Genomic DNA, 16,045 nt, shown 5'->3' with positions numbered 1-16,045 from the left:
AACAGATTCAAGACTAATAGATAGGAATGTTTGCTACAGTTTTCCAGCTTCGTTCATATAAAAAAAGAGCCAGAACGCAAATCGCTTCTGTCTCTTTTAATAATGAAATTAGATCCCTTTAGTAAAAGTTATTACTAAGATCAATCTTACGCTTTAGCTCCAGTTTCCGAAGTCAACACTGCTTTACGAGACAGGTTAACCCGGCCTTGTGGATCGATCTCGGTAACTTTAACGGTAATGGTGTCACCAATAGCAACAACATCTTCTACCTTAGCTACACGCTCAGTAGACAATTGGGAAATGTGTACCAATCCGTCTTTGCCCGGAATAAGTTCAACAAATGCACCAAATTTCTCAATACGTCTAACTGTACCCACATAGATTTCTCCGACTTGTACTTCACGCACAAGACCTTCGATAATCGAACGAGCCTTTTGGATCATTTCTTCATCTGAAGAACCGATAAAGACACGGCCATCTTGTTCGATGTCGATTTTCACGCCGGTTTCTTCAATAATTTTATTGATAATCTTACCACCAGCACCGATAACATCACGGATTTTGTCCGGATTGATGTTGATAATAATGATTTTTGGAGCATATTTGGACAGATTAGGTCTTGGTGCAGAGATCGCTTCATTCATTTTGTCCAAGATGAACAAACGGCCGTCTTTAGCCTGCTGAAGTGCATCTTGAAGAATGTTGCGGTCGATACCGGCAATCTTAATGTCCATTTGAATAGCTGTAACACCTTCTGCTGTACCAGCTACCTTGAAGTCCATATCTCCGAGATGATCTTCCATACCTTGAATATCCGTCAGGATGGAGACATGATCTCCGTCTTTGATCAGACCCATTGCTACTCCGGCTACTGGTGCTTTGATTGGCACACCAGCGTCCATCATAGCCAGAATGCTGGCACAGATACTTGCCTGAGAAGTAGAACCATTAGATTCAATCGCTTCTGATACTAGACGAATCGTGTACGGGAATTCAGTTTCACTAGGAATTACCTTGGATAATGCACGTTCTCCAAGTGCTCCGTGACCGATTTCACGACGTCCTGGTGCTCTAAGCGGACGAGCTTCCCCTACGCTGAACGGAGGGAAGTTGTAATGGTGCATGAAACGTTTCGTTTCAGTAGGATCGATTCCATCGAGGATTTGTACATCACCTAGAGCTCCAAGGGTACAAACGCTAAGGATTTGTGTTTGTCCACGTGTGAACAGACCGGAACCGTGTGTACGCGGCAACAGACTTGTATCACATTCAATCGGACGGATTTCATCAAGTTTACGTCCATCTGGACGAACCTTATCATGCGTGATTAGACGTCTCACTTCATCCTTCACGATATCATGTAGGACTTCTTTAACATCTTTCAGAAGCTCCGGTGCTTCTATGTACTTCTCTACGAAATACGCAACCGCTTCATCATTAACGACATCAATCGCTTCCTGACGAGCATGTTTTTCAGCAATTTTAACGGCTTCCACCAGACGAGCCTCAGCAAATGCACGGACCTCAGTATTCACGTCAGCATTCACTGCATGCAGCTTCACAGCCATTTTTTCTTTACCAGCCACTTTGACCAGTTCTTCAATGGTTGCAACGATCTTACGGATTTCATCATGACCGAACATAATCGCTTCGAGCATCACATCTTCCGTCACTTCGTTCGCTTCTGCTTCAACCATCATGATTGCTTCCTTCGTTCCAGCAACCACTACATAAATATCACTGATCGCTTGCTGAGCCATATCCGGATTGATCACAAATTCTCCATTAATCCGACCTACAGCAACGCCGCCGATGGGTCCATCAAAAGGCACATCGGAAATACTAAGTGCAGCTGAAGTACCGATCATAGCAGCAATATCTGGTGCGCAGTCCTGATCCACACTCATTACCATGTTCAATACCTGAACATCGTTACGGAAACCTTCAGGGAACAGTGGTCTGATTGGACGGTCAGTCAAACGGCTGGACAGAATCGCTTTCTCACTCGGTCTACCTTCCCGTTTAATAAATCCGCCCGGAATTTTACCTACCGCATATAATCTTTCCTCATAGTTAACTGTAAGCGGGAAAAAATCCAGGTCCTTCGGCTCTTTCGAAGCCGTAACGGTACATAATACCGAAGTATCCCCATAACGCACCATAACGGCTGCGTTTGCTTGTTTAGCTAGTCGGCCCGTTTCCAGCACAAGGCGTCTTCCGCCTAGCTGCATTTCTACACGTTTTTCCATAAATACCTCCTTGAATAGTAGTAGACCCGCAGTCAAATATTGCAGGTTCACATATCGATCTAATGAATCGGAAAGGCTTGTCCCCAAGCTAAAAACGCCTTCGGCGTCCTTATAAGGACGGTAGCGTTTATGCGAGAATTATAAGGATAAAGTATAGCATGAAACTTATACTTTCTTATAATTTAAGGTATGTAGCCTGTTCTGTATGCATATAAGAAGAAACGGCTAAGTCTTACAGATGATGTAAAGTGGCCGTTTTTACGAATAATCTCATCAGTCTTGCTATAAGTTTTCCCTAAATTTTCAAAAAGCAACCCAGCTGTCCCGCTGTCGCTCCGAGAAGGACATACGGTATACAACCAGGCTGCTTTAAGGGTTATCTTATGGAAAATTAACGACGCAATCCCAGTCTTTCGATCAGGGCGCTGTAACGTCTGATGTCTTTGTTTTTCAAATACGCCAGAAGTTTACGACGTTGTCCAACCATTTTCAACAATCCGCGACGGGAGTGATGATCTTTCTTGTGCGTACGCAAGTGGTCAGTCAAATTAACGATGTTCTCCGTTAGGATAGCAACTTGCACCTCAGGGGATCCAGTATCGGATTCGTGAGTTTTGTGCTCGTCGATCAATTGATGTTTACGTTCTTGAGTTAATGCCATCCTGTTCACCTCCTTCAATATAATCGCCATTAGCCTCGTCACCGTCGGTGAGAACGTGCAACCAAGCTAAGGTTATGGTGCTGTAAGCCAGCAACGTTTATTAGTATAGCATCTCCATTAACAAAAGTAAACGGCTTGTCCGGGATGACTATAGATTATACCCCAAAATCTTCTTCGCGGTTTCTGCATCCTCACCGATTTGAGTAATCAATGCACCAATGGATTCGAATTTTCGTTCAGGACGAATGTAAGATACTAACTCTACCTTGAGCTCTTGATCATACAAATCACCTTCGAAGTCAAACAGATGGACCTCAAAGCTTGGCGTCAATACACCCTCATGAAAGGTAGGTTTAACGCCCACATTCATGACCCCGTACAAAACTTTATCCTTATAAAAGACTCTGACCGCATATACACCTTTAGTCGGAATAACAAAATGAGCACTGAGCTTCAAATTCGCCGTTGGAAAACCAATGGTGCGACCTCTCTTCTCACCATGACCCACTTCACCGCGCAGATAGTAGCTACGTCCGAACCAGGAGTTTGCCAGCTCTAAATCCCTGTTTTGGAGACTTTTACGAATGCCGGAGCTGCTGACCTTCTCACCATCTAACAGAAAAGGGGGAGCAACCTCTACATTCATAACACCTTCACCCAGCTTGCGAAGCATTTCAACATCGCCTTCACCTTGATAACCAAAACGAAAGTCAAAGCCGACAACTGCAGTTACAATATGTAGCGGCAAAAGCATAACAGAGACAAAATTCTGTGGACTTACACGGGAAAGCTGCTCGTTAAATTCAATAACATATAAGATATCGACACCCAAACTAGCAAGAATCTCCTGCTTTTCTACGGGTGGCGTCAAATACCCTTCATAATCACCCTTACCCATAACATCTTTAGGATGGGGATGAAATGTAAGGACTGCGGCCGGCACACCTTGTTTACGGGCTAGGGCCACAGCGGATGTAATGACGCTAGCATGTCCACGATGCAATCCGTCAAACTGCCCTAGAGCAGCCACTTGAGGCTGAGCCCACTCTGCAGCAGTCTCTGGAGACATCGGATAGGTTAACGTTACGGTTCTCACGCTGTTTCTCACCTACAATTCACTTGGTAAAATTGATTTAAGCTTGTGCAAATACCTTCACTGGAGCAATTGCACCTGTATCTTCCAATTCATAAATGCCAAGAAATCCACCTTGAAGATCGTATAGCCGAAATTGACTGTTTGTCTTCACCTCTGGAGCGATAAATCGTGAGGACAAACGCTGCCCCTGCAAAGCTGCCTTCTTTTTCTCATCCATTACAGTGTGCTTTGGCATATGAGAAATGGCTTCGTCTGCAGCGATTAAATGATCTTCCAATGTTCCGGCTTCTTTGTGAATCGCAATATCCTCTAGCGTAAGACAATGACTGGCAGAAATCCCTGCCGACATCGTTCTCTCTAGTTTCACCATCACACCCGGCAGTCCAAGTGCTCGTCCGATATCGACACAGAGCGTACGAATGTACGTCCCCTTAGAGCAAAGCACCCGGAATGTGATATCGGGATGATTGCCTTCCCAAGTCATATCCGTCATTTCAATTTCATAAATCTCTACTTCACGGCTTTTACGTTCAACGGTTTTACCTTCTCTTGCTAACTCATAAAGACGTTTGCCGTCAACTTTAACCGCAGAATACATCGGTGGAACCTGAGAAATAACCCCTTTAAATGAAGCAAGCACTGATAGAATCTCTTCTTCAGTTACATGCACCTCATCTACAGTTTCTATAATAGTCCCAGTTAAGTCCTCAGTATCACTGGACATCCCTAGTCTCAGTGTTGCCACATATTCTTTGGGCAACTCCTGAATATACTCCACTACACGAGTAGCACGTCCCAGACAAAGTGGTAGCACACCTGTTACCTGTGGGTCAAGCGTTCCCGTATGTCCGATCCGTTTCATGCCGAGAATTCGACGTGCCTTGGCCACAACATCATGTGAAGTGAACCCAGCTGGCTTGTAAACCGCCAGTACACCTTCTAATTCACTCATAAATGACGTCTTACCTCCTCAAGCACCTGCGCTATTGCCGTTTCGAGTGTAGCTTCTATACGCGCACCTGCAGCACGGGTATGACCGCCACCTCCAAACGTTTGCGCTAGATCAGCCACGTCCACCTTACCCGCAGAACGTAAACTAACTTTAACCGCATGTTCATGAATGACTTTGAACAGAATCCCTACTTCCACACCTCGAATATTGCGAGGGTAGTTCACGAGACCTTCTAAATCTTCATTAGCAGCAGCACATTCAATCATATCCTCCGGTGTAACATAGAGCCAGGCAATATCCCCTTCGGGTGATAATTGAAGAGTATTTAACGCTTTATTTAAAATTTTAATCTGTGGCAATGTCATTTCTTCAAGTAATGTCTCAGCCAGTTCAGGACCGTTAACGCCATAAGAAAGCAGTTCAGATACGGCTGCCATTACTTTTGGTGATGTGTTGGTATATCGAAATCCACCAGTATCTGTCAAAATACCTGTGTATAAAGCTGTGGCGATATCAATGTCCCATTCAATCTCGAACGTCTTCAGCAGATCGAACAAAATTTCCGCAGTCGCAGCAGCATCCGGTTTGATTAAATTCACAAGTCCATAACCGTTGTTAGTGGGATGATGGTCAATGTTCAGGATTAGTGCATCCTTCGCAAAATAGCGATGAGTCAATCCTACTCGCTGAAAATCAGCACAATCCACACAGATCACATTGCTGTATTGACGGGGCGGCTCACTAGAGGCCATATTGATGATTTCATCCGAATGCCATAAATATTCCATCCGCTTCGGTATCGGTCCTTCATTCAGCATAGTGTATTTTTTGCCCAGACATGAGAGAAGCCAGCCCACCGCTAGGGTGGAGCTGACTGCATCTCCGTCCGGCTGAACATGCGACACTACAAGGTAATCGTCGTGTTCCAGCAGAAACTCACGGGTCTGCTGGAGACTTTGTTCATAGCTCTGCATTCGCCGTCTCCTTTATAAAGGTTGTTCAAAATAGCCTTAAGCTATTTTGAACTCCTTTTAGTACCTATTTCTAATCGTTCTTATGAAGCTCTCCAAGAAGTTTCTCAATGTGACTGCCATAAGCGACAGATTCATCGATCTTGAAGATCAGTTCCGGTGTATGCCGAAGGCGAATCGCCTTGCCAAGCTCGGAGCGAAGAAAACCATTAGCTTTCTCAATCGCTTTAAGGGAGCCTGACTTCTGCTCTTCATCCCCGAACACGCTTAGGTATACTTTCGCTTGCGACAGATCGTTAGTCACGTCTACGCCAGTTACAGTTACAAAACCGATTCGAGGATCTTTCAGTCCGCTTTGGATAAGTTGACTAAGCTCTTTCTTGATCTGCTCGCCCACTCGTCCTGCTCTAATTTTAGACATCAATATTCACCTCTTCGCTTAGCGCTCTACAGTTTCCATAAGAAACGCTTCGATAATGTCGCCCTCTTGGACGTCATTATAGCGTTCCAAAGTTATGCCGCATTCATAACCTTGCGCCACTTCTTTGGCATCATCTTTAAAGCGTTTCAAGGTATCAACTTTACCTGTAAATACAACGATTCCGCTACGGATCAAGCGCATTTCAGCATTACGGGTAATTTTACCATCAATTACCATACAACCTGCAATGGTACCCACTTTACTGATTTTGAAGACGCTACGTACTTCAGCGTGACCGATAACGTTCTCTTTATAGATAGGATCAAGCATACCCTTCATTGCACTTTCGATTTCCTCGATTACATTGTAGATGATGTTATGGAGACGAACATCTACTTTTTCTTGTTCAGCAGCTGCCTTGGTCTGAGCGTCCGGACGAACGTTAAAGCCAATAACAATAGCATTAGATGCTGCTGCAAGTGTAATATCGGATTCCGTAATGGCACCAGCACCGCTGTGAATGATCTTCACGCGGACGCCTTCCACTTCGATCTTAGCCAGGGAACCTTTAAGTGCCTCGACTGAACCTTGTACGTCAGCTTTAATGATAACGTTAAGGTCTTTGATTTCGCCGTCTTTAATGTGCTGGAACAAATCATCCAATGTTACACGGGTGTTCGTATTCAGCTCAGATTGACGTTGGGATGTGGAACGTCTATCAGCAATCGCACGGGCTTTACGCTCGTCTTCGAAAGCCATAAACGGATCGCCAGCTTGTGGTACCTCAGTCAAACCAGTAATTTCTACTGGAGTGGAAGGTCCAGCTTCCTTGATCTTACGTCCTTTATCATTAACCATCGCACGTACACGTCCGAAGCAGTTACCTGCTACGAAAGCATCGCCGACTTTCAATGTACCGTTCTGTACCAGAACACGTGCAACTGGTCCACGATTCTTATCAAGCTCAGCTTCTATAACCGTACCACGTGCCCGTTTGTCAGGGTTCGCTTTGTACTCATTTACTTCAGCAACGAGCAGAATCATTTCCAGCAGTTCTTCCAAGTTAATACGTTGTTTTGCAGAAAGGTTAACGAAGATGGTATCTCCGCCCCACTCTTCAGGAACCAGTTCATAGCTTGTAAGCTCTTGCTTCACTTTGTCAGGATCTGCACCCGGCTTGTCGATTTTATTAACAGCGACAATAATCGGAAGTCCAGCAGCCTTAGCGTGTGCAATAGCTTCAACGGTCTGAGGCATAACACCGTCATCAGCAGCAACTACGATAATAGTCATATCTGTTACCTGTGCACCACGAGCACGCATAGCAGTAAATGCTTCGTGACCAGGTGTATCTAGGAACGTGATTTTCTTCTGGTTGATTTCAACTTGATAAGCACCGATATGCTGTGTGATTCCGCCTGCTTCGCCAAGAGATACACTCGTCGAACGAATGGCATCCAGCAAAGTAGTTTTACCGTGGTCAACGTGACCCATGATCGTAACTACTGGAGGACGTGACTGAAGTTCTTCTTCAGCATCATTCTCTTCCACAGTTTCAAAGCTATCCTCATCAACAGGAATCTTCACTTCTACTTCTACGCCGAATTCAGCAGCGAGTAGCAGGATGGTGTCGATATCCAGCTCTTGGTTGATGGTTGCCATAACACCCATAGAGATCAGCTTCTTAATTACTTCAGAAGCGTCTTTGTGAAGCAATTTTGCTGTTTCACCAACAGTCATGCTACCACGAACGATAATCTTCTTAGGTGTGTTATCGATCTTCTCACGGTGAACCATTGGCTGATTCTTGCCGCGGCCATTCTTACCACCACGACCGCGGTAGTTACCGCCTTTGCCATCATCAAACCGTCTATTGTTCGTATTTGGTCTACCACCAGTTGTGTTCTTCTTAGGACCTCTGTCGTCACCGCGTGTGAAGCCACCGCCAGTGCCAGATTGACCTTGTGGGCGGCTGTCAGTGCGAGGTGCACTGCTTTGTCCTTGCGGACGGCTGCCAGTATTGCTTCCTTGTGGACGGCTACCACCGGTATTACTTCCTTGTGGACGGCTTCCACCAGTGCTGCTACCTTGCGGACGGCTGCCACCGGTACTGCTACCTTGTGGACGGCTGCCAGTATTACTTCCTTGCGGACGGCTGCCACCAGTGTTGCTACCTTGTGGACGATTGCCGCCTGTGCTACTTCCTTGCGGACGGCTTCCGCTAGTACTGTTAGTACGTGGAGCTCCGCTTTGTTGCGGACGTGCGTTCTGCGTTGAACCTGTTGTTGTTCTGCGGGAATCTTGTCCGCTTTGGGGCCTTGGGGACGTCGTCGATTGGTTGTTGTTTTGGTTACTGTTCATACCTACCTGCTTTTCCTGTTGATTTTTGTTGGCATTCTGAGCACTTTGGGGTTCGGCAGTTACCGCACCGGTTGTCACCGGACGGCTGCTGGAGCTGGTATCCCGTTTGGCTGCAGCGTTCGACTTGATATCCTTGAAGAATTGCTCTACTTTGTTCACGGAACCGTTCTCCATGACACTCATATGATTATTCACAGGGACATTCAAACGCTTCAGAATTGTAATAATTTCTTTACTGCTCATGTTTAGTGACTTGGCGTATTCGTACACGCGCAATTTATCTTTGTTCTCTTCTTTAGTCAATAAATCCACCTCCGACAGTATCTCCGAGTTGCTTGGAGATCATTTCCGCGAATCCTTTATCCGTAATGGCCAGTACTACACGCTGGTCTTTACCAATACTTGCACCGAGGCTGTCTCGGTGAAATGCGATTACTAGTGGAATATCGTAGGTTCCGCATTTATCACGGAACTTTTTTTGGGTATTATCTGAAGCGTCACCTGCCAGAACGACCAGCTTCGCCTCTGAAGACCGTACAGCTTTGAGTACAGCCTCATCGCCGGTGACTATCTTGCCTGCTCTCATGGCAAGCCCTAAATAAGAAAGCGCCTTACTCATTATCCTCACTATCCTTTGCTGCTAGAAACTGCTCTTCCACGGAAGTAAACTCCCGGGCAAGCTGGTCATAGATTTCAGGACTCACTTGACATTTCAAAGCGCGGTCAAGTGCTTTATTCTTCTGTGCCAGCTTAAAGCATTCAAGCTTGCCGCATATGTAAGCACCACGGCCTGACTTCTTACCTGTCAGATCAATCAGTACTTCGCCCTCGGGCGTTCTAACCACTCGAATCAGCTCTTTCTTCGGCATCATCTCCTGGGTAGCAACGCATTTGCGCAGCGGCACCTTTCTTTGTTTCATACATACGCCTCCCGTCAAGCAGGTTAATTAATCAATAGAGACGGAATCCTGATGCATTTCATCAATAGAAGTTCTCGGTCTACCGTATTCCTGCTCCGCTTGACTTTCACTCTTGATATCAATTTTCCAGCCGGTAAGCTTAGCGGCAAGACGTGCATTTTGCCCTTTAATACCGATTGCCAGTGATAATTGATAATCAGGAACGATCACCCGTGCCATTTTCTCTGCTTCAAAGACTTGAACTTCAAGCACCTTAGAAGGGCTGAGTGCATTAGCGACATACTCCTGCACCAGATCAGAGTAACGGACGATATCGATCTTCTCGCCACGAAGCTCAGTAACGATGGTTTGAACGCGTGTTCCTCTTGGGCCTACGCAAGAACCAACTGGATCCACTTCCGGATTGCGGGAATACACAGCAATCTTCGAACGGAAGCCAGCTTCACGAGCTACGGAACGAATTTCAACTACACCATCAAAAATTTCCGGAACTTCTAGTTCGAACAGACGCTTCAGCAATCCGGGATGACTGCGGGACAGCATAATTTGCGGTCCTTTAGTGGTGTTCTCAACTTTAGTGATATAAGCCTTGATACGCTCGCTTTGTTTAAACTTCTCACCTGGCATCAATTCACTAAGCGGCAACACCGCTTCGATTTTACCAAGATCAATGTAGATGTTCCGCATATCTTGACGTTGTACAAGTCCTGTTACAATATCATCTTCTTTGTCAATAAAGGCATTATAGATGAGTCCACGCTCTGCTTCGCGAATCCGTTGTGTTACAACCTGCTTTGCAGTCTGTGCAGCAATACGCCCGAAATCACGTGGTGTTACTTCAAGCTCAGCAATGTCTTCAAGCTGGAAATGCGGGTTAATTTCTCTGGCTGCCGGCAATGAGATTTCAGTCCTTGTATCCAGGACCTCTTCAACAATTAGCTTGCGGGCAAACACTTTAATGACACCTGTGTTGCGGTTCATGTCAACACGCACGTTCTGTGCTGCATTGAAATTACGTTTATAACTAGAGATCAGCGCCGCTTCGATCGCTTCGAACAGCACATCTTTACTGATGCCTCTCTCCCTTTCCAGCTCATTCATTGCTTCAATAAACTCCATACTCATGAATTTCCGGCCCCCCTTTCAAGACGTTAAAAAATAATGGCCAATCTCGCGCTTGCGACTTTGGCATACGGTACTACATGTTCTTTTTTGCCCGCGGAGATGAGCAGTTCCTCGTTCTCGAACGAGAGCAAACGACCTTCAAATTCTTTGAGTCCTTGAATCGGCTCATAAACAGTCACATACACGTCCTTACCTACCGCTTTAGCTACATCCGCAGCTTTTTTGAGAGGACGCTCTGCTCCCGGTGAGGAAACCTCAAGGAAATATGCCTCAGGGATAGGATCATTCTCATCCAACTGCTGACTGAAATATTCGCTAATGCTTCCGCAGTCATCAATATCAATGCCGCCTTCTTTATCTACGAATATACGCAGAAACCAATTGGAGCCTTCCTTCACGTATTCAACGTCCACCAGTTCGAAACCATTGTCGTCGAGATAGGGCCCGAGCATCTGCTCTACCGTTTGTTTAATTTTAGATTTGGGTGTGCTCAAAAGAAAATTACCTCCACGAACTTGTCTTTTGCTATATACCAAAGATAAAGAGTGGGTTTCCCCACTCTTTACACAACGGACTTATCTCATTATTACCAAAGAAATTATACCATAGTGAGTCTGGACTGACAAGTGCTAGCCCTTGACTCCCCCTTTGGAGCTCTCTTTTCTAGAAATACAAGAAAGTATAAGTTTCACGTCATCCTATACGTTTTGTATTTTTCGCAGAAACCGGTACCGTCCCTAAAAGGACGGCAAAGCCGGTTCTGCTTACCATGAAATAAGTGTTGTTAAAGCCTTTAAAATAGGGAAAGTTGATTGCTCTCCGGTAAACCGCGGAAGCAGCCCATATTGGTTAGCAGCTCAATAACTGTCTTACTCGCCTTGGATTTTTGCTGGAAATCCTCAATAGAAAGGAACTCCCCGGCATCTTTCGCAGCAGCAATGTTGATAGCAGCATTCTCACCAATTCCCGCTAATGCGGAAAACGGAGGAATCAAACTCTTGTCATCAACAATAAACTTATTCGCTTCCGAACGGTAAAGATCAATGTTTTTGAATGTAAACCCACGTGCCGTCATCTCCAAAGCCATCTCAAGGACAGGCAACATAGCCTTTTCCTTAGGCAAAGCTTGAAATCCTTTTTGCTCAATTTCTACGATCTGACGGTTGATCGCTTCATATCCCTTACAGCACAATTCAATATCAAAATCTGCTGCACGTACAGAGAAATAAGTCGCATAATATTCAATAGGATGATACAGCTTGAAGTAGGCGGTACGCACTGCAGAAATTACGTATGCAGCAGCATGCGCCTTCGGGAACATGTATTGAATCTTCAGACAAGAATCAATATACCATTGTGGAACCTTGCACTTTTTCATTTCCTCGATCCATTCGTCAGATAAACCTTTACCTTTACGAACACTCTCGGTAATTTTAAAGGCCAAGCTCGCATCCATTCCCGCTTTATAAATTAAGAAGAGCATGATGTCATCCCGACAACCGATAACGGTCTTAATGTTACAAGTGTTATTCTTTATAAGCTCTTGCGCGTTACCAAGCCAAACTCCAGTACCATGAGACAAACCTGATATTTGCAGTAAGTCAGCAAAGCTGGACGGTTTCGACTCAATAAGCATTTGACGTACGAATTTGGTACCCATTTCGGGCACACCATAGGTCGCAACCGGTGATCTGATTTCGTCAGGTCTCACTCCAAGTGCATCTGTAGAGTTAAACATGCTCATTACTTTCGGATCATTCATCGGGATAGAAGTTGGATCAACACCTGTCAAATCCTGCAGCATCCGCATCATCGTCGGATCATCATGACCCAGAATATCAAGCTTCAGCAAATTCGCGTCAAAAGCGTGATAATCAAAGTGTGTGGTCTTCCATTCGGCATTGACATCATCCGCCGGGAATTGTACTGGCGTAATATCTTCTACCTCCATATAGTCTGGAACAACGACTATACCACCAGGATGCTGTCCCGTACTACGTTTAACGCCTGTACAGCCAGCCGCCAGACGGCCAACTTCAGCTCCTCGCCAACGTTTTTGGTGAAGTTCTTCGTATTTTTTTGCAAATCCGAAGGCTGTCTTCTCGGCTACGGTACCAATCGTTCCGGCACGGAATACATTTTTCTCACCAAACATTTCTTTGGTAAAGTTATGTGCATTCGGCTGATATTCCCCTGAGAAGTTCAAGTCGATATCGGGAACTTTATCCCCTTTAAATCCAAGGAAGGTCTCGAACGGAATATCCTGGCCTTCACCTTTGAGCTTCTGACCGCAATCCGGGCAGACTTTATCTGGTAAATCGAATCCGCTACGCACACTACCGTCCAGGAACCATTCACTATGGCGACACTCGGGGTTTAGGCAAATATAATGCGCAGGCAAAGGATTAACTTCTGAAATTCCAAGAAATGTAGCTACTACAGAAGAGCCTACAGAACCCCGCGAGCCTACGAGATATCCATCTCGATTTGATTTTTTAACGAGACGTTCAGAAATCAAATAGTTGGCAGAGAACCCGAATTTAATAATCGGTGCAAGCTCTTTCTCCAAACGGGCAATAACTACTTCAGGTAGTTCTTCGCCATAAATGGATTTGGCAGTGTTATAACAGGTCTCGCGAATTTCTTCGTCCGCCCCTTCAAGAATTGGTGTAAATAGCTTATCTGGAAATAGCTCCAGCTCTTCAAAACGTTCTGCCAGCTCAACTGTATTCGTAACCACGACTTCCATCGCTTTTTCAGCACCGAGAAATTCGAATTCAGACAGCATTTCATCCGTTGTGCGGAAGTGTGCATCCGGTTTGCGTTGGTCTTTAAGCGGACTAAAGCCTGTGATCCCATTAATCGTAATATCACGATACAGCTTGTCCCGGGGTTCAAGATAATGCACATTCCCCGTTGCGATAACAGGTTTATTCAACTGTTCCCCTATTTCGCAAACCTTGCGGACTACATCGCGAAGCTCATCAGGGCCTGCTACAAAGCCCTTGTCCACTAAGTGCATGTACATGGTCAATGGCTGAATCTCCAGCACATCATAAAAATGAGCAACCTCCATGGCTTCCTCAGTCGTTTTGTTGAGTACTGCTTCAAAAAACTCTCCACGTTCACAACCGGAAATCACGAGCAGTCCATCTCTATGCTCTTCCAGCTTGGATTTCGGAATACAAGGTACACGTTTGAAATATTCCGTATGTGACATGGAAATGAGCTTATAGAGATTTTTTTTGCCTACTTGATTAAGTGCATAAATATTACAGTGGAATGGTCTTGTGTTCGAAAGATCATTACCCACATAATCGTTTAGTCGATCAAGGCGGGTCATGCCCTTCATCTTTTCAGCATCTGCGAGCAATCCTGTTAATATACCGCCGAGCGCTATGGTATCATCAATCGCACGGTGATGGCTTTCCAGAAGAACTTTATATTTATCGGCTAATGTGTTCAGCCTGTGATTCTTCATGCTTGGATATAGTAACCGAGCGAGCTCAAGCGTATCAAGAGATGGATTCGGAAGCACAGGTTCACCTATTTTACGTAACGAGGCCTGAATAAAACCCATATCAAATCTGGCGTTATGAGCAACAAGGATACTATCACCCACAAATTCAACAAACTTACGCAGCACTGGTTCAAGATCAGGAGCATCCTTAACCATTTCATCCGTAATATTGGTCAATTGCTGAATATGATAAGGGATTTTCTCATGCGGATTAACAAAAGTAGAATAACGGTCTACTTCTTTGCCTTCGCACATTTTAATGGCCGCCAGCTCCGTAATATTATTGCGGGTAATCGATAACCCCGTGGTCTCTATATCAAACACTACATAGGTAGCTGTCTTCAAGTCCAAAGGCTGAGCATTCTCGACAATATTAACAGAGTCATTCACAACATTGGCTTCCACGCCATAAATCATTTTTATCTTATGCTTATGAGCTGCATGGTTCGCATCAGGAAAAGCCTGAACTCCGCCATGATCAGAAATAGCAATCGCAGGATGCCCCCACTGGGCAGCTGTTTTGACATAGGTAGTGATCGGAGTGACTGCATCCATCGTACTCATCGTAGTGTGAAGGTGGAATTCCACCCGTTTCTTAGGAGCCGTATCTTTACGCGCAGGCGGTGCCTTAACTTCCGTTAAATCCGAAGGGATCATCACTAGCTCAGGAATCTGCATAAAACGGTCATATTCAACTTTCCCGCGTGCTCTTACCCATTTACCGTTTGCTAGCTGACTCATAACCTTCAGATCATCTTTAGTCTTCGCGAACATCTTCATTTGTAGAGAATCCGTGAAATCGGTCAAACTGAAGGTGAACAAAGTACTGCCATTGCGAAGTTCCTTACGATCCAGACCAAAAATGGTACCCTGAATTGTAATTTTCTTCTCTTCATCTTGAATTTCAAGAATCGGCACGGCCTGTTCCTTAATTTCATACCCCACTTGAAGCTTAATTACTTCATTAGGATCGCTATCATCAGCAGGAGCTTCTGTTTCTACAGCAGTCATCATCTGCTCAACGATCTCGCGTTGTTCTTGCTGAAGCTTTTGCTGAAATTCTTCGTATGCTTCAACATTATTATTTTCGTTCTCTGCCATTAGCACTTTAACTTTTAAGGAGAGACCGAAATACTTATCATAAAATTTAATAATTGCCCCATCGATGCCTTTTTTACGAGCCAGCTCCATAGAAGTGGAGTCACTCATCGTCAGCATTAAAGTGTCATCTTTAAGCTCTTGGGTAGAACGTGTCAGCCAGCCATTAACCGAAGGGATCTCGCGAGTCACCCACTCCAGAAACAATCCCCAATATTCTTGGACTAGCTCTGCTCTACTAACTTTTTGATCATATACGAATAAAAAGCTTACTTTGGCTATATGCTGTAGCTTCTCGCGCATTCTGAGGCAAAATGTCCGGTATACCTGCGCTGGAACCAGACTTTCTTTCGCAATCACAATTTGCCAGTCTCGGTTACCACGGCTGATCTCTACACGCTCTATATATCCATCTAAAAAGTAGGGATCCATAATTGCAGGTGGAATTTCACCTTGCTTCATCAAGAGCTCGAATCTTTTTCTTCTCTCCTGGTTTTGTTCCATGCTTTCCTCCCACCTTTGATAACTCCGTAAAACACAATCAATGATATTCAGTGAAAGTACAATATGATAAGAAGAAACGACGTTGTCGTCTTTTAAAGATGATAACTGTTTCTCGTGAAAATATAAGGATAAAGTATAGTGTGAAACTTATACTTTATTCTTATATT

Annotated in this window: 11 protein-coding genes and 1 pseudogene; all 12 read right to left on the bottom strand. The window is 44.8% G+C overall.

Annotated elements, in window-relative coordinates; genetic code table 11:
* Positions 1-146: 146 nt before the first annotated feature.
* The gene (gene pnp / locus MKY52_RS21080; RefSeq protein ID WP_341053191.1) at positions 147-2,249 is read right to left on the bottom strand and encodes a polyribonucleotide nucleotidyltransferase; all 2,103 of its coding nucleotides are present in this window, start codon (positions 2,247-2,249) and stop codon (positions 147-149) included.
* A gap of 391 nt (positions 2,250-2,640) precedes the next feature.
* The gene (rpsO, locus tag MKY52_RS21075) at positions 2,641-2,910 is read right to left on the bottom strand and encodes a 30S ribosomal protein S15 (RefSeq protein WP_036656390.1); all 270 of its coding nucleotides are present in this window, start codon (positions 2,908-2,910) and stop codon (positions 2,641-2,643) included.
* Between the two features lie 148 nt (positions 2,911-3,058).
* The gene (locus MKY52_RS21070) at positions 3,059-4,006 is read right to left on the bottom strand and encodes a bifunctional riboflavin kinase/FAD synthetase (protein WP_341053190.1); all 948 of its coding nucleotides are present in this window, start codon (positions 4,004-4,006) and stop codon (positions 3,059-3,061) included.
* 37 nt (positions 4,007-4,043) lie between these two features.
* Positions 4,044-4,958, bottom strand: coding sequence for a tRNA pseudouridine(55) synthase TruB (gene truB / locus MKY52_RS21065; protein ID WP_149646128.1), 915 nt, complete (start codon positions 4,956-4,958; stop codon positions 4,044-4,046).
* Complete coding sequence (locus MKY52_RS21060; RefSeq protein ID WP_341053189.1) at positions 4,955-5,932, bottom strand: DHH family phosphoesterase; 978 nt, start codon at positions 5,930-5,932, stop codon at positions 4,955-4,957. Before MKY52_RS21060 ends, truB begins: the two co-directional genes overlap by 4 nt.
* Positions 5,933-6,002: 70 nt before the next feature.
* The gene (rbfA, locus tag MKY52_RS21055) at positions 6,003-6,350 is read right to left on the bottom strand and encodes a 30S ribosome-binding factor RbfA (RefSeq protein ID WP_042128856.1); all 348 of its coding nucleotides are present in this window, start codon (positions 6,348-6,350) and stop codon (positions 6,003-6,005) included.
* 18 nt (positions 6,351-6,368) lie between these two features.
* Positions 6,369-9,014, bottom strand: a complete 2,646-nt coding sequence (gene infB / locus MKY52_RS21050) for a translation initiation factor IF-2 (RefSeq protein ID WP_042189415.1) — start codon at positions 9,012-9,014, stop codon at positions 6,369-6,371.
* A pseudogene (locus tag MKY52_RS21045) lies at positions 9,009-9,330 on the bottom strand (YlxQ family RNA-binding protein); the annotation flags it as partial. The gene infB and the pseudogene MKY52_RS21045, both read right to left, overlap by 6 nt.
* The gene (rnpM, locus tag MKY52_RS21040; protein WP_042189416.1) at positions 9,323-9,631 is read right to left on the bottom strand and encodes an RNase P modulator RnpM; all 309 of its coding nucleotides are present in this window, start codon (positions 9,629-9,631) and stop codon (positions 9,323-9,325) included. The pseudogene MKY52_RS21045 and the gene rnpM, both read right to left, overlap by 8 nt.
* 27 nt (positions 9,632-9,658) lie before the next feature.
* Positions 9,659-10,756, bottom strand: coding sequence for a transcription termination factor NusA (gene nusA, locus MKY52_RS21035; protein WP_042189417.1), 1,098 nt, complete (start codon positions 10,754-10,756; stop codon positions 9,659-9,661).
* Positions 10,757-10,782: 26 nt separating this feature from the next.
* Positions 10,783-11,250, bottom strand: a complete 468-nt coding sequence (gene rimP, locus MKY52_RS21030; RefSeq protein WP_042128863.1) for a ribosome maturation factor RimP — start codon at positions 11,248-11,250, stop codon at positions 10,783-10,785.
* Positions 11,251-11,549: 299 nt separating this feature from the next.
* Positions 11,550-15,878: a PolC-type DNA polymerase III gene (locus MKY52_RS21025; RefSeq protein WP_339242107.1), complete on the bottom strand. Its 4,329-nt coding sequence runs from the start codon at positions 15,876-15,878 to the stop codon at positions 11,550-11,552.
* Between the last annotated feature and the right edge of the window lie 167 nt (positions 15,879-16,045).

Origin of the sequence: Paenibacillus sp. FSL P4-0184 (assembly GCF_038004625.1) — a bacterium.
GTDB lineage: Bacteria > Bacillota > Bacilli > Paenibacillales > Paenibacillaceae > Paenibacillus_AQ.
This window is presented reverse-complemented; position numbering and strand designations above follow the sequence as displayed.

Bases quoted from the DNA above. Each gene is read 5' to 3' on its own strand.
- pnp (WP_341053191.1), bottom strand. From the start codon at position 2,249: ATGGAAAAACGTGTAGAAATGCAGCTAGGCGGAAGACGCCTTGTGCTG.
- rpsO (WP_036656390.1), bottom strand. From the start codon at position 2,910: ATGGCATTAACTCAAGAACGTAAACATCAATTGATCGACGAGCACAAA.
- truB (WP_149646128.1), bottom strand. From the start codon at position 4,958: ATGAGTGAATTAGAAGGTGTACTGGCGGTTTACAAGCCAGCTGGGTTC.
- MKY52_RS21060 (WP_341053189.1), bottom strand. From the start codon at position 5,932: ATGCAGAGCTATGAACAAAGTCTCCAGCAGACCCGTGAGTTTCTGCTG.
- rbfA (WP_042128856.1), bottom strand. From the start codon at position 6,350: ATGTCTAAAATTAGAGCAGGACGAGTGGGCGAGCAGATCAAGAAAGAG.
- rnpM (WP_042189416.1), bottom strand. From the start codon at position 9,631: ATGAAACAAAGAAAGGTGCCGCTGCGCAAATGCGTTGCTACCCAGGAG.
- nusA (WP_042189417.1), bottom strand. From the start codon at position 10,756: ATGAGTATGGAGTTTATTGAAGCAATGAATGAGCTGGAAAGGGAGAGA.
- MKY52_RS21025 (WP_339242107.1), bottom strand. From the start codon at position 15,878: ATGGAACAAAACCAGGAGAGAAGAAAAAGATTCGAGCTCTTGATGAAG.